This is a genomic window from Nocardioides sp., from assembly GCF_016462705.1.
Lineage (GTDB): Bacteria > Actinomycetota > Actinomycetes > Propionibacteriales > Nocardioidaceae > Nocardioides.
In genome coordinates, this window is sequence record NZ_JAEMSS010000058.1 from 1 (window position 1) to 23,265 (window position 23,265).

Genomic DNA, 23,265 nt, shown 5'->3' on the forward strand with positions numbered 1-23,265 from the left:
GGTCGGGGTCGGCGTGGGGGTCTCGCAGGGCACGAGCACTCCGCACTCGGTCGGCGTCGGCGTCGGCGTGGGGGTCGGCGTCGGCGTCGGCGTGGGCGTCGGCGTCGGCTCCTCCGTCGTCGGCTCCTCGGTCGGCGAGCTCTCGGTCTCGCTCGGCTTGTCCGACGGCTTCTTGGTCGGCGACGGGGGCGGCGGCTCGTGGCCGTCGTCCGGTGCCTCACCGGTGACGTACGCCGGCGGCGGGAAGTCCTCGACCTCCAGGCCGTCCATGACCCGCTCCATCGTGGCCAGCCACGTGTCCGCCGGGTAGGCACCGCCGAAGTACTCCGGCAGCCAGCCGTCGAGCTTGCCGACGCCGTTGCCGCGCAGGTAGACGACCGACGTCGCCATCTGCGGCGTGTAGCCGGTGAACCAGGCCGACACGACGTCGCCGGCGTCGTTGGTCGAGGTGCCGGTCTTGCCGGCGGCCGGCCGGTCCAGGGCCTGGGCCGCGGTCCCCGAGCCCACCTGGACGACCTGCTGCAGGGCGTAGGACACGTCGGCGGCGATGTCCTCGTTCATCGCCATCCGGTCGGTGACCTGGTGGTTGTAGAGCGTCTCGCCGTCCGCGTCGACGACCTTCTCGATGATGTAGGGCTTCACGGCCCGGCCGCCGTTGGCGATGGTCGCATAGGCGTTGGCCATGTTGATCGGGCTCACCGTGGCGCTGCCGAGCGCGACCCCGATCCCCGGATCGAGGCCAGGTGTGTTGTTGGGGAAGCCGAAGCTCGGGTCCTTGACCTGGTCGGGCACCGGTGGGATCCCCATCAGGTTGGCCTGCTTGATGACCGCCTCGGGTCCGTTGTCCATGCTGTCGGTCAGGTCGATGAACGCGGTGTTGATCGAGTTGGCCGTCGCCGTGATCAGGTTGACCGCGGAGCCGTAGTCCTGGTCGCCCTGGTTCTCGAACTCGGTGTCGCCGATCTCGATGGGCGAGTTGCCCTCGAAGGTGTCCTTGAGCTCGAAGCCCTGACGGATGCCGGCGGCCAGCGCGAACGGCTTGAGGCTCGAGCCCGCCTGGCCACCGGCCACCGCCCAGTTGAGCTGGGAGCGCAGGTAGTCCTGGCCGGCGTAGAAGCCGCGCACCGCCCCGGTGCCCACCTCGACGGTGCCGATGCCCACGTGCAGCTGCTTGTCGCTGAAGCCGTCCGGCCGCGCCTCGACGTACCCCTCCTCCGCCGCCTGCATGGCCTTCTGGGTGAAGGTGGTCGTGATCTTCAGCCCGCCGCCGTCGATCTCGTCGTCGGTGAAGGGCTCCCCGGTCTTGGCGTTGGGCAGCCGGAGCAGCTCCTTCTTGACCATGGTCATCATGTGACCGGTGTTGCCCTCCAGGGAGTTGTCCACCTCCTCCTTCGCGAACTTCGGCAGCTTCGCCGCGGCCTCCTCGGCCTCGGCGTCGCTGATCTTGTCCGCGGACGCCATGCCGTCCAGGACGTAGGCGTAGCGACCCTTGAGCGCCTCCCGGGCGTCCTTGCCGTTGGCCGGGTCGAACCGGCTCGGGTTGTTGATGATGCTGGCCAGGACGGCGCTCTCGCGCAGCTCGAGGTCCTTGGCGTCCTTGCCGAAGAAGGTCTGGGCGGCGGCCTGGATGCCGTAGGCGCCCCGGCCGAAGTAGATGGTGTTGAGGTAGCCCTCGAGGATCTGCTCCTTGGACTGCTGGCGCACCAGCTTGAGCGCCACGATCGCTTCCTTGAGCTTGCGCGTGTAGGAGCGCTCGGTCGTGAGGTAGAAGATCTTCACGTACTGCTGGGTGATCGTCGACGCACCCTGCGTGTTGTCGCTCGAGGCGTTGTTGAACACCGCCCGCAGGATGCCCTTGGGGTCGATGCCGTTGTCGGTCCAGAAGCTGCGGTTCTCCGCGGCGACCACCGCGTCCTTCACGCTGTCGGGCATCTCGTCGTACGGGATGCTGTCGCGGTTCTGGACGGCGTACGTCCCGATCGGCTCGCCCGGCTCACCCTTGCCGTTGTCGAAGTAGACGAACGAGGTCTGGGTCTGGAAGTCCTTGTTGGGGTCCGGGATGTCGGTCGCCCGGTACAGCCAGATGAACCCGCCGACCGCGATCAGGGTGAGGACCAGCCCGACCAGCGCGGCCCACTTGCCGGCGAAGATCAACCTTCGCTTGAGCGGGCTGCGGGCCGCCTTCTTCTTGCTTCTCGCCGCGGCCTTCTTCGACGGGGCCTTCGACGGCTTCGTCCCCGGCCGCTGCGACGGCTTCTTGGCAGGCCCGCCCGAGGGCCGCTTCGCAGTGGACTTCGTGGCGGGTCGGTTGGACCCGGAACCGGCCTTGCGCTTGCCGCCACTCACGGGAGTCGAGGGTACGCAGTCGTCCTGAGATCCGGCCAAACCAGGCGGCTGTGAGACCGTTCATCCTCGAGTCGTGCCGATGTACCGGAAATTCGCGTTCCCCGGATATATCGCTACGATAGGTACATGGCACGTCGTGCGGAGACCATCGAGCTGGCAGTCCTCGGACTGCTGCACGAGGGACCCATGCACGGCTACGAGCTGCGCAAGCGGCTCAACCTGATGCTGGGCTGGGGCCGGGTGCTGTCCTACGGCTCGCTCTACCCGGCGCTGAAGAAGATGCTGCGGGGGGCCCTCATCGAGGAGTCCCTGTCGACCAGGACGCCCGGCACCCCGGTGTCCAAGCGGCCGCGGATCACCTACCAGGTGACCGAGGCCGGGACCCGCGAGTTCGAGCGTCTGATGTCCGAGGTCGGGCCCACGGCCTGGGAGGACGACAACTTCGACATCCGGTTCGCGTTCTTCTCCTCCACGGACATGGAGATCCGGCTGCGTGTGCTCGAGGGCCGACGTACCCGTCTCCAGGAGCGTCTCGACCGCATCCAGCGTGAGCTCGCGATGACCCAACAGGAGGTCGACCGGTACGCCGGCGAGCTCCAGCGGCACGGGGTCGACCGGGTCGAGCGCGAGGTCATGTGGCTCTCCGACCTGATCAACGCGGAGCGCAACTCCGCGAGCACCGCTGCATCACCGTCCATCAGCCCCACCCCCACGCCAGAACAGGCTTGATCACCGCCTGATCACCGCCTGATCAACATTTGAAAGGAACGGTGCCCCCATGGGTTCGGTTCGAGTAGCCATCGTTGGAGTCGGCAACTGTGCGACGTCGCTCATCCAGGGCGTCCACTACTACCGCGACGCTGACCCGACGGCCACGGTGCCCGGGCTCATGCACGTGATGTTCGGCGACTACCACGTCAAGGACGTCGAGTTCGTCGCCGCGTTCGACGTCGACGACATGAAGGTCGGCAAGGACCTCTCCGAGGCCATCAACGCCTCGCAGAACAACACCATCAAGATCGCCGAGGTGCCGACCCTCGGTGTCGAGGTGCAGCGCGGCCCGACCCTCGACGGTCTCGGCAAGTACTACCGCGAGATGATCGAGGAGTCCGCCGCCGAGCCGGTCGACGTCGTCGCGGTGCTGCGGGAGACCCAGGCCGACGTGCTCGTGTCCTACCTGCCGGTCGGCTCCGAGCAGGCCGACAAGTTCTACGCCCAGTGCGCCATCGACGCCGGCGTGGCCTTCGTCAACGCTCTGCCCGTCTTCATCGCCTCCGACCCGGTGTGGGCCAAGAAGTTCGAGGACGCCGGCGTCCCGATCATCGGTGACGACATCAAGTCGCAGGTCGGCGCCACCATCACCCACCGCGTGCTCGCCAAGCTGTTCGAGGACCGCGGCGTGACCCTGGACCGCACCTACCAGCTCAACGTCGGCGGCAACATGGACTTCAAGAACATGCTCGAGCGCGAGCGTCTCGAGTCCAAGAAGGTCTCCAAGACGCAGGCGGTCACCTCCAACCTGCACGGCGAGCTGGCCAACAAGATCTCCGACCGCAACGTCCACATCGGGCCGTCGGACCACGTGGCGTGGCTCGACGACCGCAAGTGGGCCTACGTCCGGCTCGAGGGCCGCGCGTTCGGCGACGTGCCCCTGAACATGGAGTACAAGCTCGAGGTCTGGGACTCCCCCAACTCCGCCGGCATCATCATCGACGCGGTGCGTGCCGCCAAGATCGCCAAGGACCGTGGCCTCGGCGGCCCGATCATCTCGGCGTCGTCGTACCTGATGAAGTCCCCGCCGGTGCAGCTGCCCGACGACGAGGGCCGCGCCCGCGTGGAGGCCTTCATCAAGGGCGAGGAGTGACCTCCCCGCTCTGAGCTCTCCCTGAAGCAGCGTCGACCCGGCCCGCCCCCTCTCCTGGGGGGTCGGGCCGGTCCGCATTTCTGGGCGGTTGCGTGCCGGGGCCGGGCGCCAGCCCGCCGCGAGCCACCGCAAGACCTCCGGCCCGCCCCGTCCACGACCGCATAACCCGCAGCACCAGCGTTCGTTCACAGGGCAGGAGCCGCACATCCACGGCGGCCACTCATCCACGGGGAAGCCATGTCCATCTCGCGTACCCGCCTGCGTGCTGCCGTCGTCACCCCGACGGTCCTCGCCGGCCTCGTCCTCAGCGGTCTTGCCGGCGGCTTCGCCTCGGCCACGAGCCCCGCTGCCAGCCCGGCCACCGGCCCGGCCAGCAACGCCGCCACCAACGCCGCGTCGGCCAGCGCACCCGCCCCGGAGGCCGTCGGCGCCGCGTCGGGGTTCCTGTTCTACGTGATCCCCGACCCGCAGCCGACGTGCCTGCTCCCGCTGGGGCTCAACGCCACGGCCGACCCGTCGATCGACCGCAGCTCCTGCGCGTTCACCGAGTTCCAGGTCAGCGGCCAGAGCGGCGCCGTCACCGCCGACCTCTACCTGGCCGGCGACGACACCGCGTTCGCAACCGGGCTGGAGGCCGTGGAGGACACGACCACCGCCGGCACCTTCCAGGTGAGCCTCGAGCCTGACGCCTCCTGGCCCGCGGGCCGGATCCGGATGGTCGTCAGGGACGCCACGGGCGCGATCGGCGAGTTCTTCTTCGGCCACAACCAGCTGCTCGCCACGGTCGACGCGCCCGGGGAGACCGCCCCGGGGGCTCCCATCGACGTCACCGGGACCATCGAGGAGCACAGCGCCCGGGCGACCTTCCCCGGCGGCGGCGTCCCGGCGACGTTCACCCTCAAGACCTACTCCTCCGACGGGGCGGAGATCGACAGCCAACCGGTCACGGCCGCCGCCGACGGCACCTTCACCGCCACCGTGCCCGGCACGGCGACCGCCGGCATCACCGCGGGTCCCGAGACCGGCTACCGGACCTCTGTCCGGGTGGCCGTCGTCGACGCGGCGTACGACGACACCAACCCGGTGCCACCGCCGGCGACCGGTGAATGGGCCGCCGCGGAGGCCGGCTCGGCCTCGCACACGCTGGTCTCCCCGGCCACCAACCTGCTGCTGGAGAACTCGTTCGTCTCGTCGGTCGGCTGGGTCAAGCCGGGTGAGACGTACCCGTCCCGGGTCGTGGTGACCAACCCGACCGCCGGCCCGCTGACGCCCACCATCGCCCTCAGCGCGCCGACCGGGTCGACGTTCCTGAGCGCGACCGGTCCCGGGTCCCACCCGGTGAGCGGCTCCGGCTTCACCTGGGAGCCCGGCGCGATCGCTCCCGGAGCCACGGCCACGCTGGTCCTGGAGTCCCGGGCCGCGACCACGGCCGAGTTGCCCACCATCGTGTGGCGCGACCTGTCCTCCGAGGCCGCGATGACGGTCCCCACCAAGCCGGCCGTCACCGCGACCGCGCACGGCCCGAAGGTCATCCCGCCGGCCGAGACCTACGACACCGCTCGCTACGGCGACCGGCCGTTCCCGGTGGTGCCGGTGCAGTACACCGACCGGGCCTACCAGGCCGACAACTCAGGCGACGAGCTCGAGGGCGTCATCAACGACCCGGGCAAGGAGGGCTCGACGTTCAACCTGTTCCAGGAGATGTCGCTCGGCCAGCTCTTCCCCGACGGCACCGTCCCGTCGGCCGGGATCGGCAGCGCCGACTTCGACTACGCCGAGGGCTTCGACTTCACCAACCGCGCGGTCCCCGGCAACACCTGCGTCGGGTTCACCTACGAGGACTTCCCGGGTGGGGCGACCACCAACCCGCTCTACTCCGAGCGGATCACCGACGGCGTCTACAACCTGCCCGGCGACACCGGCTACTACGGCTCGGACTCCAACGGGTCCGCAGTGCTCGGCTCGGTCGCGGGCGTCGGTGCCCTGCAGAACATCGACTCCGGCTGCGGCGACACCGGCAAGCTCGTCTACGACGCCGCCGCCATCGCCGACCCGGAGATCGACTACTCCGACTACGACACCGACAAGGACGGCGTCGTCGACTTCTTCATGGTCGTCTTCGCCGGCTGCGGCGGCAACGGCTCGTCCCAGCTCGGCCCGGCCGGCTGCGACTACCCGGGGGCGCCCTACGACAACGTCTGGCCGCACAGCTCCTCGCTCGAGAACGGCTACAGCGACCCGGTGACGGGCCTGCCCGGCTTCACGACCGACGACCAGCTGAAGAACCTCGAGGGCCAGCCCCTCTGGTACACCGACACGACCTACACCGGCACCACCACGACGCCCGGCCCCGACGAGCTCAAGGTCTTCGTCCGGGTGGGTCCCTACAACGTCAACCCGGAGACCGCGATCGAGTTCGCCTCGGTCATCTCCCACGAGTACGGCCACAGCCTCGGGTTGCCCGACTTCTACTCCACGGGCGGCCGGGAGACCTACGGCGACTGGAACCTGATGGCGACCGACAAGTCGCACCACATCGACGCCTTCGGCCGCCAGGAGCTCGGCTGGGTGGTGCCGCAGGTGCTCGACGGCAGCCGCACCGTGACCGGGATGAAGGACTCCAAGGAGGACACCGGCCAGATCACCTGGCAGGAGCCGGACGGGACTCCGTACACGCTGACCGACGGCCCCGACGGCACGGTGCACAACTCCGAGATGTACGTCGCCAAGCTGCCGGGCCGCACGCTGCTCGACGAGTCCGCGTTCACCGGCGGCGACGGGGCGACCCCGAGCCACCTGTGGTGGTCCGGGTCCGGCAACGACTTCGGCTGCACCCCGACCGCCGGACGCAACTTCGACCTGTCGATCCCGCAGCTGGCCTCGGTCACCGACCCGGCCGCCACCGTCACGCTGAGCATGAAGTCGCGGTGGGACATCGAGTGGGACTACGACTACGGGTTCGTCCTCACCACCACCGACGGCGGCGAGACCTACACCTCGCACGCCTCGGAGAACGGCTACACGACCGGCACCAACACGGTCCCGCCGGCCGCGTCCAACAACGCCTGCCAGGACACCTACGGCAACGGCCTCACCGGGACCAGCGGGTCCTACCTCGCCGGCACGCAGGCCGCCGACCGGCTCACCAGCACCTACCCGGAGCCGGTGTTCCTGGAGGACAGCTTCGACATCAGCGACCTGGCCGGAGAGCCGAACGGCGCGCTGCGGTTCAGCTACGCCACCGACCCGGGCCTGGCCCGGCCGGGCTGGTTCATCGACGACGTCAAGGTCACCGTCGACCCCGACGGTGACGGCCCCGAGGCGGCGTACGACGTCTACGCGACCGACTTCGAGACCAGCGGCGACCCGGCCGACCCGCAGGTCTTCAACGGCGGCTGCAAGGAGGACCTCAGCACGGCCACCAGGTGCACCCTCGGGTGGAAGTACCTGCAGGCCGGGGCCGAGTCACCGCAGGACCACGCCTACTACATGGAGATGCGGGACCGATCCGGGTTCGACCTCGACGCCAACGGCCAGGCCGACCGCGGCGCGCCGGAGTTCCAGCCGGGCTTCTACCTCTCATACACCGACGAGGCGCACGGCTACGGCAACGCCGGCACCGACGACCCACCGGCCCAGTCGCCGCTCGACTCGGTGCCGGAGCCGGGCAGCGCCACGCCCGACCTCAACGACGCGGCGTTCCTGCCGGGTGGCGAGCGGGCGACGTTCTCGGACAGCTCGAGCGACCCGCACGTCGACAACTACGCCGACCCGAGCAGCGACTCCGGCAACTGGGAGTTCGGCTACGACTGCCTGGGCTTCACGGTCGGCTCGATGTCCGGGGAGACCAACGGCCCCCAGCAGGCCGACGGCGACCTCACCGGCGACGTGTCCTTCACGCTGGGCGCGGGCTGCGGGGAGTTCGACTACGGCTACACCCCCGGCGGCGGCGGTGCTGACAACACCGCCCCGGTCGCGGCGGCGACGGCCACGCCGGCCAGCGTCAAGGCGGGCGAGCAGGTGACCCTGTCCGCGGCGGGCACCACGGACGCCGAGACACCTGGCGACCTGGACTACAGCTGGAGCTTCGGTGACGGCGGGTCGGCCAAGGACGCGGACGGCCGGGTCGTCCGGCACAGCTTCCCCTCGGCCGGTGTCTACACCGCCACCGTCACCGTGACCGACCCGCAGGGCCTGACCGGCACGGCGTCGGCCACGGTCACGGTCACGGGTCCCGCGGCCGGGCCCGGCAGCGCGGGCACACCTCCGAAGGCCCGGATCAAGCTGTTGACCAGGAAGCCCGACATCTCCCGGAAGGTCCGGATGACGGCGCGGAGGTCCACCGGCGACGGGCCGCTGACCTACGCCTGGCAGTTCCGCAACGGCGGCAAGCGGGTCGACGCCAGGACCAAGCGGGTCAAGGTCCTCTTCAAGCAGCCGGGCAAGAAGCGGGTCACCCTGGTCGTCACCGACGTCCACGGCCAGCGCGCCAAGGTCACCCGGACGTTCAAGGTGCGCCGGATCCCTCCGCTGACGCCACGCGACAGCAGCGTGGGCCGGACGAGCATGGGCGACCTGACCGTCTCGCTCTGGTCCTGGTGAGCCGACGGCCGAGGCGTCGTCCCTGACGGTCGGCGCCTCAGCCGGCCTTCACGGCGATCACCCAGCACGGCGCCTCGAGGAGCACCCTCTGGGCGACGCTGCCCATGATCATCTTGCCCACCGGGGTGCGGTGCCGCAGGCCGACGACGATGGCGTCGGCGCCGGTCTCGCGGGCCACGCGCACCAGCTCGTCGGCGACGTCGGCGCCGATCATCTGGCGGACCTCGGTAGGCAGCTCGACCTCCGCGAGCCGCTCCTCCAGCTCGGCCAGGGCCGCCTCACCGACGTACCGGGCGTCGACCAGCGCATCGCCCTTGCTCGCGTTGACGACGACGAGATCGGTCCGCCGGCGTCCCGCCTCCTCGATGCCGGCGGCCAGGGCGGCCTCCCCGTGCCGGTCCGGGATGTAGCCCACCACGACGGTCATCTGCCCACCTTCTCCTTCGGGACGACGGACGCGGTCCGCGCCCGGAGCCGTCCCAGGACGACCGGGAGGACCAGCGCGAGCACGACCAGGACGTAGACGAAGATCGCCAGTCCCTCGTTGAACAGCCCGCTGAGGTCGCCGCCGGAGACGTCGAGCGCCTCGCGCAGCTTGAGCTCCATGAGCGGACCGAGGATGACCCCGAGGATGAGCGGCAGCACGGGGATCCCGAACCGCCGGATCGTCAGGCCCACGGCGCCCATGACCAGCAGGAGTGCCAGGTCGAAGGCGTCCTGGTTGACGCTGTAGGCGCCGAGCGAGGCGAAGAACAGGATCCCGGCGTAGAGCTGGGGTCGGGGGATGCGGAGCAGCTTGGCCCACAGCGGGGCCAGGGGCAGGTTGATGACCAGCAGGAGAGCGTTGCCGATCAGCAGGCTCGCGAGGAGCGTCCAGACCAGGTCCGGCTGGTCGGCCATCAGCGTCGGCCCGGGCACGATGCCGTAGGACGTCAGTGCCGCCAGCAGGATCGACGCGGTCGCCGTGACCGGGAGGCCCAGCGCCAGGAGCGGCACGAACATCCCTGCCGCGCTGGCGTTGTTGGCCGCTTCGGGCCCGGCCACGCCCTCGATCGCGCCCTGCCCGAACTCGTCCCCGGAGCCGCGCCGGGAGGCGAGCTTGCGCTCGGTGATGTACGACAGGAAGGTCGGCGTCTCCGCTCCGCCGGCGGGCACCGCGCCGAACGGGAAGCCGAGGGCCGTGCCCCGCAGCCATGGGCCCCACGACCGGCGCCAGTCCTCGCGGCCCATGAAGGGGCGACCGACCGGGATGACGTCGACGGGCCGGCGGCGCAGGTGGGCGGCCGTCCAGAGTGCCTCGCCCACCGCGAAGACCCCGACGGCGACCACCACGATGCCGATGCCGTCCGCGAGCTCCAGGTACCCGCCGGTCAGCCGAGCCTGCGCGGTCGAGAGGTCGAGACCGACCAGCCCGATGGTCAGGCCCATGAAGAGGCCGATGAACCCGCGCAGCTTGGACGCCCCCAGCACGCTGCAGACCAGCACCATCGCCAGCAGCATGATGGCGAAGTACGACGGCGCGCCGACCTTGACCGCCTGCTCCGCCAGGGCCGGCGTGAAGAAGGCGACCAGGAGCGTGCCGATCGTGCCGGCGATGAACGACCCGATCGCGGCCGTGGCGAGCGCCTGGGCCGCCCGCCCCTTCTTGGCCATCTTGTTGCCCTCGATGGCGGTCATCACCGACGCGGACTCGCCGGGGGTGTTGAGCAGGATGGACGTGGTCGAGCCGCCGTACATCCCGCCGTAGTAGATGCCGGCGAAGATGATCATCGACTGGGTGACGTCGAGGCCGTACGTGATCGGCAGCAGCAGGGCGACGGCCATCGCCGGTCCGATGCCGGGGAGCACGCCGACGAAGGTGCCGAGCAGGACGCCGATCGCGGCGTAGAGCAGGTTCTCGGGCGTGACCGCGCTCTGCAGGCCGTCGACGAGGAGGTTGAGGGTGTCCATCAGAGGATGCCGTCCAGGACCCCCGGCTCGAGCGGCACCCCGAGGCCGTAGAGCCCGTACCAGCTCGCGACCGACAGGACCGCCCCGACGAGCAGGTCCCGCACCAGCGTCCTGCTCCCGAGCGCCCACGCCGCCCCGGCGAATAGCAGCGCCCCGGTGATGGCCCAGCCCAGCGTGCTGACCAGCAGCAGGTTGAGCACCAGCACCCCGACCAGCTTGCCCACCGTCACCCAGTCCGCGGGCGTCGTGAGGTCGACGTCCTCCCCCTCCTCCGCCTGCGGCAGGTCGCCTCGTGCCGTCGCCAGCGCCAGCAACACCGCCAGCACGACCATGCCGGTGCCGATCAGGTAGGGGAACACCCGCGGGCCGACCGGGTCCGCGAACCCCACCGTCAGCCCGCGCGCGTCGATGATCGTGTAGACGCCCACGACGAGCAGGACCGCCGCCAGGGCGAACTGACCGCGGTCCACGTGTCTGGCCGCCGGCTCCGGGGTCGTCCTGCTCATATCAGCCCCAGCTCCTCGAGGGTCCCCGAGACCCGCTCGTCCTGCTCCTGGATGAAGTCCCCGAAGTCGTCCCCGGTCTTGAAGTCGTCGGTCCACCCGTTGTCAGCGAGGACCTTCTGCCAGGCCTCCGTGTCGTGCATCTGCTGGAGATAGGCGATCAGCTCGTCGCGACGTGCGTCACTGATGTCCGGCGGGGCCAGGACGCCGCGCCAGTTGAGGAAGACCAGGTCGATGCCCGACTCCTGCAGGGTCGGCACCTCGGCGAAGACCCCGTCGGGGTAGCGCTGCTCGCCGGAGACGGCCAGCACGCGCAGCTCTCCGGACTCGACCTGCCCGGTGAACTCGGCCAGGCCGGAGAAGCCGACGTCGATCTTCTCGCCGAGGAGCGCGGTGGTCAGCGGCCCGCCGCCGTCGTAGGTGATGTAGTTGACCTCGGTCGGGTCGATGCCGATCTCGTCGGCCAGCTGCATCGGGAACAGGTGGTCGGGACCGCCCGGCGACGAGCCACCGCCCACCGCCAGGCCACCGGGGTCCTCGGTCCACGCCTCGACCAGGTCGTCGACGGTCTCGAACGGGGAGTCGCCGGGGACGAGGATGCCCTCGGGCTCGCTCATGAGCTGGGCGAGCGGCGTCGCGTCCAGGAGCGAGTACGGCGCGGCGAAGGAGTAGGTCGAGCCGACGACGCCCAGGCCCACCGTCATCATGGTGTGCTCGTCGCCGGCCTTGCCGACGAGGTCCGTCATCGCGCCGGCCCCGCCGGCACCGACGACGTTGTCGACGGTGAACGATCCGCCGGTGATGTCGGCTTCCTCCATGACCTTCACCGCGGCCCGGCCGGTCTGGTCGTAGCCGCCACCCGGGCTGTTGGGGATGATCATCAGCAGATCCCGGCTGGAGGCCCCGTCCGTCACTCCGCAGCCCGCCAGCAGTCCCACCAGCGCTGCCACCAGCGCGGCGGACGTCGTCCTGCTCCCGAGCGGTGACATCCCGACCATCATGTTCCCGAGTCAGTCCGCTGTCGACCCCGTCGTCGCGCTCGGCATGGTCAGCAGTGCGGGCAGCGGTCCTCCTCCACCGGCTCGATGTGCTTGCGCGGCGGCATCACCCGGGCGGGGTTGCCGACGACGACCTCGAAGTCGCCGACGTCCTTGGTCACCACCGCACCAGCGCCGACAGTCGCGCGACGTCCGATCCGGACGCCGGGGAGCACGACGGCCCCGGCGCCGACGAACGCCGCGGGACCGACGTGCACGTCACCGGCGGTCAGGGCGCCGGGACCGAACGAGGCCGCGAATCCGACGACGTTGTCGTGCCCGAGCGAGGCCGACCGGTTCACGTTCACGTGGCAGCCGAGGGTGGTGTGCGGGCCGATCACGACGCCGGCGTTGACGTAGCTGCCGTGACCGAGCGTCACCGTCGTCGCCAGGACGGCGCTGGGGTCGACCAGCGCCGTGGGGGTCAGGTGGCCGGCGGCGAACGCCGCGTGCGCGGCCGCGGCGCGATGCAGCGGTGACGACAGCCCGAGGAGGAACGGCAGCTCGACGTCCGCCGGCTGGTCCAGGCCCGGCAGCCGGCCGTCCGCCCCGCCGTAGTTGTCCACGCAGAGCGCCGCCAGCCCCGCCCGGGTCGCGCTCTCGACCACGTCCCAGGCGTACGGCGAGGCGACCCCGAAGACGGTGATCGGCCCGGAGTGGGAGGGCACGCGGTCAGCCGCCCAGCAGGTCGCCGAGTCCGCCGCCGCCGCCGGACTTGCCCTGCGCCGGGCCCATCCACTCGTAGGCCTGGACGACGACGAAGCCGGGACCGTGGAAGGCGTACTGGAACGCCTCCCCGCTGCCGCCGCGCAGCATCGACTTCATGTTCATCGCGTTGTGGATGCCCGGCACCAGGTTGGCCGACCAGCACACCGCGGCCTGCGTGTCGACGTAGGTCGGCTGCTGCGAGCAGTCGAGGACGACCGGCTTGCCGACCACGTTGATCGCGACCGTCCCGGTCCCGGTCACCGTGGTGTTGAAGAACCCGCCGCTCGCCATCCCGGCGCCCTTGGTGCGGTTGATGTCCCACTGGAGGCTCGCGTCGAAGGCCATCAGGTTGCGGCTGTTGATCGAGATCGACTCGTTCTCGAGGTGCAGCAGGTAGACGTAGCCGGCCTGGTCGGCGAAGAACACCTCACCCTGGCCCGAGACCCGCATCAGGGAGACGTCCTCCGACGTCATGATCTTCTTGGCCAGCTTGGCGAGCCCACCGGCCTTCTCGTGGTCGAAGCGGACCTGCCCCTGGAACGCGACCATGCAGCCCTTGGTGGCGAGCACGTCCGGGCCCAGGGACACCCTGAGCATCTGGCTGTTCTGCAGGACGAACCGGTCCTGGCTCTGCTGCTCGAGGTTGGCCTGTTCGAAGAGGTCGCTACGCATGCTGGCGAGTCTCCCACCACTGCCGCAACGCCGTCTCCGCCTCCTCGGGCTCCATCGGTCCCCGGTCGAGCCGCAGCTCGAGCAGGTAGTTGTAGGCCTGGCCGACCTCGCGGCCGGGTGGGATGCCGAGGATCTCCATGATCCGGTTGCCGTCGAGGGCCGGGCGTACGGCGGCCAGCTCCTCCTGCTCCATGAGCGTGGCGATCCTGGCCTCGAGGTCGTCATAGGTCCGGCGCAGTCGGTCGGCCTTGCGCTGGTTGCGGGTCGTGCAGTCGGCGCGGGTCAGCACGTGCAGCCGCTCGAGCTGGTCCCCCGCGTCGCGCACGTAGCGGCGTACCGCCGAGTCGGTCCACTCCCCCGTGCCGTAGCCGTGGAACCGCAGGTGCAGCTCGACCAGCTTGGCCACCGCGTCCGTCTCGTCGTTGGAGAAGCGCAGCGCCTGCATCCGCTTGCGGGTCAGCTTGGCGCCGACCACGTCGTGGTGGTGGAAGGTCACCGTGCCGTCGCCGAGGAACTTGCGGGTCCGCGGCTTGCCAACGTCGTGCATCAGCGCGGCGAACCGCGAGACGAAGTCGGGACCACCGTCGGGGAGCCGGTCCTCGAGGTCGATCGACTGCTCGAGCACCGTCAGGGTGTGGTCGTAGACGTCCTTGTGCCGGTGGTGCTCGTCGCGCTCGAGCGCCAGGGCCGGCAGCTCGGGCAGCACCAGCGCCGCCAGCCCGGTCTCCACCAGGAGGCTCAGGCCCCGCCGCGGGTAGGGCGCGCACACCAGCTTGACCAGCTCGTCACGGACCCGCTCGGCGGAGATGATCGAGATCCGGTCGGCCATCGCGGTCATCGCCTCGACGACCTCCGGCGCCACCGTGAACCCGAGCTGGGCGGTGAAGCGGGCCGCGCGCATCATCCGCAGCGGGTCGTCGGAGAACGAGTCCTCCGGCCGGCCCGGGGTGCGCAGCAGCCGCTGGGCGAGGTCGACGACGCCGCCGTACGGGTCCTCCACGATGCGTCCCGGGATCCGGACCGCCATCGCGTTGACGGTGAAGTCGCGGCGGACCAGGTCGCCGGTGAGGTCGTCCCCGAACGCCACCGACGGCTTGCGCGAGGTCGGGTCGTAGGCCTCGGACCGGTACGTCGTCACCTCGACGACCCACTGGCCCGAGCGGGCCCCGATGGTGCCGAAGTCGCGGCCCATGTCCCAGGTGGCGTCGCCCCACTTCTTGAGCAGGCGCTCGGTCTCGTCGGGTGCGGCCGAGGTGGCGAAGTCGAGGTCGGTGTGCGGGCGGCCGAGCATCGCGTCCCGCACCGGGCCACCCACGAGCGCCAGCTCGTGGCCGGCGGCGGCGAACAGGGCGCCCAGCGGGTCGAGCACCTCCGCCATCTCGTCGAGCGCGTCGGTCACGGCGCGCTGGAGCTCCACCACGGTGAGTGGGCGGGGCTCGGCGACGGACACGAGGGACCAGTCTAGGAGGCGCCGGCACCCACAGGTCGCGGCACTACAGTCGCCGCATGGTTCGTGGCCGGTCGCTTCGCGCTGCCCTCGTGGCCGCGGCGGCCGCGCTGGCCGCGCTGGCGGCCACGGCAGCGGCGGCCGTCCCGGCGGCGGCGGACGACGCCGACCTCACCAGGGCACAGCAGGCGGCGCACGCGGCAGCCCGGGCCCAGGGGGCCGAGCGCACCGCCGTCCCCTCCCGGCAGGGGGCCCGGCGCGCCGCGTCCACGCCGCTGTCTGTGACCATCGAGACCCTGAGCCCGGCGTCCGTCCCCGCCCGCGGCCAGGTGCAGGTGACCGGATCGGTGACCAACACCGACTCGGTGCCCTGGCTGACGGTCAACGTCTACGCGTTCGTCTCCGAGGAGCCGATGACCACTCGGCCCCAGCTGGCCGCCGCTGTGCAGGTCCCGGAGTCCGTGACCGTCGGCGAGCGGGTCACCCGGGAGGGCACCTTCGACACCATCGACGCCCTCGCGCCCGGCGAGACGAGGCAGTTCAGCCTCTCCGTCGACGCCGCCGACCTCGCCGCGGACACCCCCGGCGTCTACTGGTTCGGGATCCACGCGCTGGGCCAGCGCGGCGACGAGGGGCGGGACGAGGCCTTCGTGGCCGACGGCCGGGCCCGCACGTTCCTGCCGATGGTCCCCAACCGCCGTGAGGGCCAGGCGCCCGTGGCGGTCGTGGTGCCCTTGCGGGGCAACCTCGAGTACGCCGAGGACGGATCGCTGGACGACCTCGAACGGTGGACCACCACGCTCGGCGTCGGGGGGCGGCTCCGGTCCCTGGTGGAGCTGGCCGCCACCGCGGGCGACCGGACCGTGACCTGGGTCGTGGACCCGGCGCTGCTCGACGCGGTGCGCCAGCTGGCCGCGGGCAACCCGGCGCGCTCGCTCCGACCCAACCTCCAGGAGGACGAGGCCGACGGCGAGCCCACCGGCACCGGCTCGCCGTCCTCGGACGAGAGCGCCGGCGACCCGGCCACGGAGACCGCCGGGGACCCCGAGTCGGAGACCCCGTCGGAGGACCCCTCGGGGGCGACCCCCACCGAGCCCGAGGACGACCCGGCCGAGGCGGAGCTGCCGGAGGAGCTGGACGCCGAGACCCGGCAGGCCGCCGAGGCGGCCCGCGAGTGGCTCGGCCGGCTGCGCGGTGCCGTGGACGACGACGACGAGATGCTGGTCCTGCCCTACGGCGACCTCGACGTCGCGGCCGCCGCGCGGCACGACCGGCCCGCCGGACAGGCCTACGCCCGCGCCCGGGCCCGCTCGGCGAGCCCCCTGCCCGGTCTGGGGATCACCGGGACGCCCGCGGTCGCCGCTCCCAGCGGCTACCTGAGCCCCCAGTCCCTGCGCACCCTCGACGAGGACGCGGTGGTCCTGGTGAGCGACCGGACGTTCGCGAAGGCACCCGCCGTCGCCGCCGTCGCCGGACGCCGGCTGGTCACGACCTCGAGCGGCGCGGCCGACGGCGGCCCCAGCCCCGGGGACCCGCTCGCGACCCTCGCGCTGCGCCAGCGGGTGCTGGCGGAGGCGGCGCTGCGCTTCCTCAAGCCGACCCGCTCCCCCCTGGTGGTCATGCTCCCGCCCGACTACGTGCCGTCGCCGAGCACGTCGTTCTTCTCCGGGCTCGACCTGGACTGGCTCGACCTCACGTCGGTGACCGGGGCGACCGAGCCCGTCGAGGCCGAGGCGCGTCCGGCGGACACCATGCGCTACCCGAAGCGGCAGGCCGTGTTCGAGCTGGACGCCTCCAACTTCGTCGCGGCCAACGCCCTCCGTCAGGCCGGGGAGACCCTGCAGTCGCTGCTGACGCTGAACAACCTCGTCGGCGGCACCGTCAGCGACCAGTCGCTCGCGATGGTGTCGTACGCCGCCCGGGCCCGCCCGGACTCCAACCGGGTGGCGGCGGACCGGTCGCGACTGTGGATCGAGGAGCGGCTGGAGAGGGTCCATGTCTCCACGCCCCAGGCGGTCACGCTCTCCAGCATCAACGGCAGCTTCCCGGCCTCGATCACCAACGACCTCGACCAGCCGGTCACGGTGCGGGTGTCCGCGCTGCGCTCGGACGACGACGAGCTGGAGATCGCCGACGTCGGCGAGGTCGACATCGCACCCGAGAGCAGCACCAGCGTCCTGCTCGAGGCCCGCACGGAGACCCCGGGTGTCCACGAGGTCACGATCGTGGTCACCGACAAGGCGGGCCGGCAGCTCGGCGGGTCCGACGAGCTGTCGATCCGCTCCGCCCGGGTGAGCAACGTGATCTGGCTGTTCCTCGCCGCCGGGACCGGGCTGCTGTTCGGGACCATCGCCTTCCGGCTGGTACGCCGGGTGCGGGCCGCGCGACGATGAGCGAACCCGAGACCGGAGCCGGGACCGGAGCCACGGCCGGCGCGGACGACGACTCCCGGGTCCTGGCCAACAGCGCGGTCATGGCCGCGGGCACCGTGGTGTCCCGGCTGTCCGGCTACGTCCGCTCGATCCTGCTGGCCGCGGCCCTGGGCAACCTGATCCACGCGGACGTGTTCACCATCTCCAACACCGTGCCGAACATGCTCTACATCCTGTTGGCCGGCGGCGTCTTCAACGCGGTGCTCGTGCCACAGCTGGTGCGCGCGGCCGCCCACGACCAGGACCAGGGCGCGGCGTACACCAACCGGGTCATCACCCTGGCGGCGCTGTTCCTCGGGGCGGTCACGGTCCTGCTCGTCGTTGGGGCGCCGTGGCTGATGCGGTTGTTCGTCGACCCCGGCTGGCCGCCGGACGCCCGGGAGTCGGTCGTCGACCTGGCCCGCTACTGCCTGCCCCAGGTCTTCTTCTACGGCATGTACGTCCTGGTGGGGCAGATCCTCAACGCCCGCGGCCGGTTCGGGCCGATGATGTGGGCACCGATCGCGAACAACGTGATCTCCGTGGCGATGCTCGTCACCTACCTGCTGGCCTTCGGCTCCGACGACCCGCGCGACGGCGGCTACACGGTCGGGCGCGAGGCGCTCCTGGGCATCGGCTCGACCCTCGGCATCGCGGCCCAGCTCCTCATCCTGGTGCCCTACCTCGCGGCGGCCGGCGTCGTGGTGCGGCCGCGGTTCGACTTCCGGGGCACCGGGCTCGGGCACACGCTGCGGCTCGGCGGCTGGACCGTCCTCTTCGTGGTGGTCAACCAGATCGCCTACACCGTCGTCGTCCGGCTGTCCTCGGGCGGCACCGCCTCGGGTGACCCGGAGGGCACGGGCTACTCCGTCTACTCCGCGAGCTTCCTGATCATGATGGTCCCGCACTCGGTCATCACGGTCTCGCTGGCGACGGCGATCCTTCCGGCGCTGTCCCGGCGGGCCACCGCCGACGACCTCCTCGGGCTCGGCGGGCTCCTCGCCGGGACGCTGCGGACGGCGCTCGTGGTGGTCGTCCCGTTCGCGGCGCTGCTCCCGGTCATCGCGCCGGCCCTGGCCGAGGTCCTGTTCGGCTACGGGGCGGCCGCGCCGTACGTCGAGAACTACGTGCCGTCGCTGGCCCTCTTCGGACCGGGACTGCTGGCGTTCACCGTCCACTACCTGATGCTGCGCGGGTTCTACGCGCTCGAGCAGACCCGGACGGTCTTCCTGATCCAGTGCGCGGTCGCGGCCACCAACATCCTGGCGGCGGTGCTGCTCGTGGCGGCCACGGACGACCGCGGCACGTCCCCGGCGCTGGTCGGTGCCTACGCCTGCGCCTACCTGGTCGGGTCGCTCGTGTCCGCGGTCGTGCTCCGGCGCGCGCTGGGTGGCCTCACGCCGGCCGACGGGTCCGGCTGGCCGGGGTACCTGCTCCGGCTGCTGGTCGCAGCCCTGGTCTCGGCCGGCGCCGCGCTCGGCGTACGCCTGCTCCTGCCCGACCTCACCGACGACCCGTCGACGGTCCGGGCGGTGCTGGAGCTCGCGCTCCTCGGCGGCGTCGCCGTCGGCGCTTTCCTGCTCCTGGCGCGCCTCCTGCGGATCACCGAGGTGACCTCCGTGGTCTCGACCGTGTTACGACGGCGGCGAGCCACGCGCTGAGCGCACGTCCGGCCATACGATGACCCGGTGCCGTACGCGACCAGTGGTCACCACGTCGTCCGGTGATGACCACCAAGGCAGGCGACGTCCTCGTCGACCGCTACCGCCTGGTCGACCTGCTCAGCGAGACCCCGCACGGACGGTTCTGGCGGGCGCACGACCGGATCCTCGAGCGGCACGTCGCCCTGCACGTGATCCCGGCGGACGACGAGCGGGCCGACCTGCTGCTCGAGGCGGCTCGGCGGTCCGCCACCGTGCAGGACCCTCGCTTCCTGCGGGTGCTGGACGCGGAACGCACGGACACGTTCTGCTTCGTGGTCAACGAGTGGGGCTCCGGAACCTCGCTGGACATCATGCTCGCCACCCACGGCCCGCTGGCCCCGCGCGAGGCGGCGTGGATGGTCGCCGAGGTCGCGGACTCGGTCGCGACCGCGCACGCGCGGGCCGTCCCGCACGGACGCCTGGTGCCGGAGAACGTGCTCGTGGACAACGCGGGCGGCATCCGGATCATCGGGTTCTGCGTCGACGCCGCCCTGCACGGGCTGCCGCCCGGCGAGCTCCGTACCGATGTCCGCGACCTCGCGGGGCTGCTGCACGCCGCGCTCACCGGCAAGTGGGCCGGCGACTCCGCCTCCCAGGTCCCGCCGGTCCCCCGCGACCACGGCCGCGTCCTGCGGCCGCGTCAGGTGCGCGCCGGCGTCCCGCGGCCGCTCGACGACCTCTGCGACGAGCTGCTCAACCCCCAGGGCAAGCGGGTGCGCGACGTCCGCGACATCGCCAGCGCGCGTGGCATCTGCGTCTTCCTGACCGAGTTCGTGGGTGACGACAACGGGCTGGCGGCCACCATCGCCGGACGGCTCCCGGACCGCAGCGAGACCGTGACCCTGCCGTTCGTGCCGGACATCATGGCCCGTCCCGACGACGTCGAGATGCCCCCGGTGGAGGGGCCGGAGCCCGTCGACGCCGACGACGGACGCGCGGAACCCGACGACGCCGACGTCACGGGGACCGGCGATGCGGTCGGGGACCTGCCCACGCAGGCGGGCCTGCCGATCTTCGACGACGCGACCGACGACGTCTCCTGGCTGGAGAAGCGCCGCGACCCCCCACCGCCGCCACCACCGTTCGAGGAGCCGCCGGCCCGGCCGCTGTTCGCTCCCGACGACGGCGGTCGCCGGCGCCAGGGGTCCCCGCTCGCGGGTCCGTACCCGAGCCCCGGAGGCGGACACCGCGGACCGAAGGGCGACGAGTTCTGGCCCGGCCCCGGCCAGGGCTCCTCGAGCGGCAGCGGCTCGATCCCGGCGTACGTCGACGACGACGGTCCGGTGGACACCCCGGTCCCGGGACGGCGCGCGCTGCGGTGGGCCGGCTTCCTGGGGGCGGCGCTGCTGGTCCTCGTGATCCTGGCGATCGCCTTCAACCTCAGCCGTGGCCGGACCCCGCTCGGGGGCCAGCAGGAGGACGACCCCACGTCCACACCGACGCTCGGCACACCGACGGCCAGCTCGGGAGGTGACCTGGTCACCCTGGAGGGCGTCACCGCCGACGACTTCGACCCGGAGGGCGATCCGCCCGAGGAGAACCCCGACGACACCGCCAACGCCGTCGACGGCGACCCCGGGACGTCGTGGTCGACCTCGACCTACCAGCAGCAGCTGGGTCCGGGCGGGCTCAAGTCCGGCGTCGGGCTGCTGCTCGACCTCGGCACCGTGCACGAGGTCGACGCCCTCGAGCTCGACCTCGTCGGCGACGGCACCGCCTTCGAGGTGTTCCTCGCCGACGAGCGGCCCACCGACGTGACCGGGCTGACCGCCGCCGGCCAGGACGAGCTGCCGGGAGGGGCGGTGGGGCTGACTGGCGCCAGGTCCGGACGCTTCCTGGTCGTGTGGCTGACGGCCCTCCCGCCGACCGACGACGGCCGGTTCCGCGGCGAGGTCGTCGACCTGCGAGTCTTGGCCACCCCATGAACCACTCGACGACCCAGGACGCGCAGTCTGCGGACCCGACCGACGCCGAGCTGCTGCAGGCGCACGTGGACGGCGACGCCGACGCGTTCGGCGTCCTCTTCCGTCGGCACCGGGACCGGCTGTGGGCGGTCGCGCTGCGGACGATGGGCAACCCCGACGACGCAGCGGACGGTCTCCAGGACGGCATGATCGCGGCGTTCCGGCGGGCCGGGTCCTTCCGCGGTGATGCCGCGGTCACGACCTGGCTGCACCGGGTGGTGGTCAACGCCTGCCTGGACCGGCTGCGGGCGGCGAAGGTGCGCCGGGCCGACGCGCTCCCGGACGACCTCGAGGAACGTGGCGACCGCCGACCGGTGACGACCCCGGACCGGTCCACCACCGACCCCGCGGACCTCGCCGTGGCGGACGAGCGCCGCCGCCTGGTGCTGGCCGCGCTCGCGGAGCTGCCGGCCGAGCAGCGGGCCGCGCTGGTCCTCGTCGACATGGAGGGCTACCCGGTGGCCGACGTCGCCGAGATGCTCGGCTGCGCGGTCGGGACCGTCAAGTCCCGCTGCTCGCGCGGCCGGGCCCGGCTCGCGGAGCGGCTGGGCGTCCTGGCGCCCGGGGGTGACCCGGGGCACGTCGTCGCCGGGAACCCCGACCACGGACCAGCCGTCCCAACCACGGACGCGCCGCGCGGTCCGCCGTCCCCCACCGACCGGTCGGCCCGCTGACCGAGTCGACCGTGCCCGACCAGACCGACGAGACCTCGACCGAGAGAAGTGTTCCCCCCGTGACCGACGAGCTCACGCCCGAGCAGGAGGCCGCCGTGCGCCGCCTCCTCGCCCAGGCGCGCCACGACGGTCCGATGCCCGAGGACGTCGCCCACCGCCTGGACGCGGTGCTCGACGGGTTGTCGGCCGACGATGTCGAAAGCGCCGCCGACGCCGCCGGAGTCGACGACCCGGCGGCCGCGGACCCGGTTTCCCCGACCGACCTGGCCGGCGTACGACGTCGCCGCCGCAACGCGGGGCGCCTGCTCCTGGCCGCGGCGGCCGTCCTCATCGGCGGTGTCGTGGTCGGCCAGAACGTCGACGGGGCCGGATCCGACAACGACGCGGCCGACGCGGGCTCGGGGGGCAGCACGCTCGCGGAGGCTCCCCGCGACGCGGCCGACCCGGTCCCCGGCGAGGTCGACGAGGAGGCTGGTGGCGAGCAGGCGCCGCAGGCCACCTCGGGATCGGACACCGCCGCTGACGCCGCCTCCCTCCTCGACAACGTCCGGGCCCCCCTCAGGCTCACCTCCGACAGCTTCGCGCTCGACGTCCAGCGTCAGCTGGGCCGCCCCGTCGCGGCGCGGCGCCAGGCCGCCAACGCCGACTTCGACGGCCTCCTCGCCTACGCCGCCAAGAACGGCGACTTCGTGTGTCCCGACGGCGCCTACGGCCAGGGGGCGACCCTGCCGGCGTACTACGACGCCGAGGAGGCGGTCCTGGTGCTGCGCCGCCCGAGAGCGGGGACCCAGCGCGTGGAGCTCCTCACCTGCGGCACCGCGGTGGAGCTGAACTCGGTCGAGCTGTCGGCCCCCTGAGGCACCCGTCACCACGGGGAATCTTCCTCGCCTACGATCGGTTCACCGAGAGCGGCCGACCGTCAGATCGGCCGTCCAGCGAGGAAAGCGACACCCATGTCTGAAGTCCGCTCCGACGTCCGCAACGTCATCATCATCGGCTCCGGGCCGACCGGCTACACCGCCGCCGTCTACGCCGCCCGCGCGAGCCTGCAGCCGCTCGTGTTCGAGGGGTCGGTGACGGCCGGCGGGGCGCTGATGAACACCACGGAGGTCGAGAACTTCCCGGGCTTCCGCGACGGGATCATGGGTCCCGCGCTGATGGACGAGATGCGCGCCCAGGCCGAGCGCTTCGGCGCCGAGCTGGTGCCCGACGACGTGGTCGAGGTCGACCTCACCGGCGACGTCAAGGTCGTGAAGACGGCCACCGACACCTACCAGGCGCGAGCGGTCATCCTGGCGATGGGCTCGGGCTACCGCAAGCTCGACCTGCCCAACGAGGAGGCGCTGTCCGGGCGCGGCGTCTCGTGGTGCGCGACCTGCGACGG

The 23,265-nt window shown here is 71.9% G+C and carries 17 protein-coding genes; 9 read left to right on the forward strand and 8 right to left on the reverse strand.

The genetic code is table 11. From position 1 onward, the window contains the following. The coding region (locus JHD21_RS09450) for a transglycosylase domain-containing protein (protein WP_292673943.1) at positions 1-2,346 on the reverse strand (2,346 nt) is incomplete at its 3' end. Positions 2,347-2,472: 126 nt separating this feature from the next. On the opposite strand from JHD21_RS09450, the gene JHD21_RS09455 reads away from it, so the two are divergent. The 3 genes from JHD21_RS09455 (at position 2,473) to JHD21_RS09465 (ending at position 8,812) form a co-directional block, all read left to right on the forward strand. Continuing rightward, the gene (locus tag JHD21_RS09455; RefSeq protein ID WP_292673945.1) at positions 2,473-3,075 is read left to right on the forward strand and encodes a PadR family transcriptional regulator; all 603 of its coding nucleotides are present in this window, start codon (positions 2,473-2,475) and stop codon (positions 3,073-3,075) included. Positions 3,076-3,124: 49 nt separating this feature from the next. After that, positions 3,125-4,210: an inositol-3-phosphate synthase gene (locus JHD21_RS09460; RefSeq protein WP_292673947.1), complete on the forward strand. Its 1,086-nt coding sequence runs from the start codon at positions 3,125-3,127 to the stop codon at positions 4,208-4,210. 237 nt (positions 4,211-4,447) lie between these two features. Next, entirely contained in the window at positions 4,448-8,812 is a 4,365-nt protein-coding gene (locus tag JHD21_RS09465) for a PKD domain-containing protein (RefSeq protein WP_292673949.1), read from the forward strand. Positions 8,813-8,849: 37 nt separating this feature from the next. Here the strand turns inward: JHD21_RS09465 and JHD21_RS09470 are convergent, their stop codons facing one another. From JHD21_RS09470 to JHD21_RS09500, 7 genes are read right to left on the reverse strand one after another with little or no spacing between them, the layout of a single operon-like run. Further along, positions 8,850-9,239 (reverse strand): universal stress protein, encoded by a 390-nt coding sequence (locus JHD21_RS09470; protein WP_292673951.1) that lies wholly within the window; start codon positions 9,237-9,239, stop codon positions 8,850-8,852. After that, positions 9,236-10,762 carry a tripartite tricarboxylate transporter permease gene (locus tag JHD21_RS09475; RefSeq protein ID WP_292673953.1) on the reverse strand — a complete coding sequence of 509 codons (1,527 nt, stop codon included), beginning with the start codon at positions 10,760-10,762 and terminating at the stop codon, positions 9,236-9,238. The genes JHD21_RS09470 and JHD21_RS09475 overlap by 4 nt, the downstream gene beginning before the upstream one ends. Beyond that, positions 10,762-11,268, reverse strand: a complete 507-nt coding sequence (locus JHD21_RS09480; RefSeq protein WP_292673956.1) for a tripartite tricarboxylate transporter TctB family protein — start codon at positions 11,266-11,268, stop codon at positions 10,762-10,764. The genes JHD21_RS09475 and JHD21_RS09480 overlap by 1 nt, the downstream gene beginning before the upstream one ends. Then, complete coding sequence (locus tag JHD21_RS09485; RefSeq protein ID WP_292673959.1) at positions 11,265-12,254, reverse strand: tripartite tricarboxylate transporter substrate-binding protein; 990 nt, start codon at positions 12,252-12,254, stop codon at positions 11,265-11,267. Before JHD21_RS09485 ends, JHD21_RS09480 begins: the two co-directional genes overlap by 4 nt. Positions 12,255-12,313: 59 nt before the next feature. Continuing rightward, a complete protein-coding gene (locus tag JHD21_RS09490; RefSeq protein WP_292673962.1) occupies positions 12,314-12,970 on the reverse strand; it encodes a DapH/DapD/GlmU-related protein in 657 nt (218 codons plus the stop codon). A gap of 4 nt (positions 12,971-12,974) precedes the next feature. Then, positions 12,975-13,682, reverse strand: a complete 708-nt coding sequence (locus JHD21_RS09495) for an AIM24 family protein (protein WP_292673965.1) — start codon at positions 13,680-13,682, stop codon at positions 12,975-12,977. After that, positions 13,675-15,132 (reverse strand): CCA tRNA nucleotidyltransferase, encoded by a 1,458-nt coding sequence (locus JHD21_RS09500; protein ID WP_292673968.1) that lies wholly within the window; start codon positions 15,130-15,132, stop codon positions 13,675-13,677. The genes JHD21_RS09495 and JHD21_RS09500 overlap by 8 nt, the downstream gene beginning before the upstream one ends. Before the next feature lie 56 nt (positions 15,133-15,188). On the opposite strand from JHD21_RS09500, the gene JHD21_RS09505 reads away from it, so the two are divergent. The 6 genes from JHD21_RS09505 to JHD21_RS09530 all read left to right on the forward strand — a co-directional run. Next, a complete protein-coding gene (locus JHD21_RS09505; protein ID WP_292673970.1) occupies positions 15,189-17,522 on the forward strand; it encodes a DUF6049 family protein in 2,334 nt (777 codons plus the stop codon). Then, complete coding sequence (gene murJ, locus JHD21_RS09510; RefSeq protein WP_292673973.1) at positions 17,519-19,201, forward strand: murein biosynthesis integral membrane protein MurJ; 1,683 nt, start codon at positions 17,519-17,521, stop codon at positions 19,199-19,201. Before JHD21_RS09505 ends, murJ begins: the two co-directional genes overlap by 4 nt. A gap of 65 nt (positions 19,202-19,266) precedes the next feature. Then, a complete protein-coding gene (locus JHD21_RS09515) occupies positions 19,267-21,168 on the forward strand; it encodes a protein kinase family protein (RefSeq protein WP_292673976.1) in 1,902 nt (633 codons plus the stop codon). Next, on the forward strand, positions 21,165-21,881 hold the full coding sequence (sigM, locus tag JHD21_RS09520; protein ID WP_292673979.1) for an RNA polymerase sigma factor SigM: 717 nt from the start codon (positions 21,165-21,167) through the stop codon (positions 21,879-21,881). Before JHD21_RS09515 ends, sigM begins: the two co-directional genes overlap by 4 nt. A gap of 59 nt (positions 21,882-21,940) precedes the next feature. Continuing rightward, a complete protein-coding gene (locus JHD21_RS09525; protein WP_292673982.1) occupies positions 21,941-22,738 on the forward strand; it encodes a hypothetical protein in 798 nt (265 codons plus the stop codon). A gap of 96 nt (positions 22,739-22,834) precedes the next feature. Beyond that, positions 22,835-23,265, forward strand: a 431-nt coding sequence (locus JHD21_RS09530) for an FAD-dependent oxidoreductase (RefSeq protein WP_292673985.1), incomplete at its 3' end; no start/stop codon positions are given.

Bases quoted from the DNA above. Each gene is read 5' to 3' on its own strand.
- JHD21_RS09495 (WP_292673965.1), bottom strand. From the start codon at position 13,682: ATGCGTAGCGACCTCTTCGAACAGGCCAACCTCGAGCAGCAGAGCCAG.
- JHD21_RS09470 (WP_292673951.1), bottom strand. From the start codon at position 9,239: ATGACCGTCGTGGTGGGCTACATCCCGGACCGGCACGGGGAGGCCGCC.
- sigM (WP_292673979.1), top strand. From the start codon at position 21,165: ATGAACCACTCGACGACCCAGGACGCGCAGTCTGCGGACCCGACCGAC.
- murJ (WP_292673973.1), top strand. From the start codon at position 17,519: ATGAGCGAACCCGAGACCGGAGCCGGGACCGGAGCCACGGCCGGCGCG.
- JHD21_RS09465 (WP_292673949.1), top strand. From the start codon at position 4,448: ATGTCCATCTCGCGTACCCGCCTGCGTGCTGCCGTCGTCACCCCGACG.
- JHD21_RS09515 (WP_292673976.1), top strand. From the start codon at position 19,267: ATGACCACCAAGGCAGGCGACGTCCTCGTCGACCGCTACCGCCTGGTC.
- JHD21_RS09460 (WP_292673947.1), top strand. From the start codon at position 3,125: ATGGGTTCGGTTCGAGTAGCCATCGTTGGAGTCGGCAACTGTGCGACG.
- JHD21_RS09455 (WP_292673945.1), top strand. From the start codon at position 2,473: ATGGCACGTCGTGCGGAGACCATCGAGCTGGCAGTCCTCGGACTGCTG.
- JHD21_RS09505 (WP_292673970.1), top strand. From the start codon at position 15,189: ATGGTTCGTGGCCGGTCGCTTCGCGCTGCCCTCGTGGCCGCGGCGGCC.
- JHD21_RS09485 (WP_292673959.1), bottom strand. From the start codon at position 12,254: ATGTCACCGCTCGGGAGCAGGACGACGTCCGCCGCGCTGGTGGCAGCG.
- JHD21_RS09475 (WP_292673953.1), bottom strand. From the start codon at position 10,762: ATGGACACCCTCAACCTCCTCGTCGACGGCCTGCAGAGCGCGGTCACG.
- JHD21_RS09480 (WP_292673956.1), bottom strand. From the start codon at position 11,268: ATGAGCAGGACGACCCCGGAGCCGGCGGCCAGACACGTGGACCGCGGT.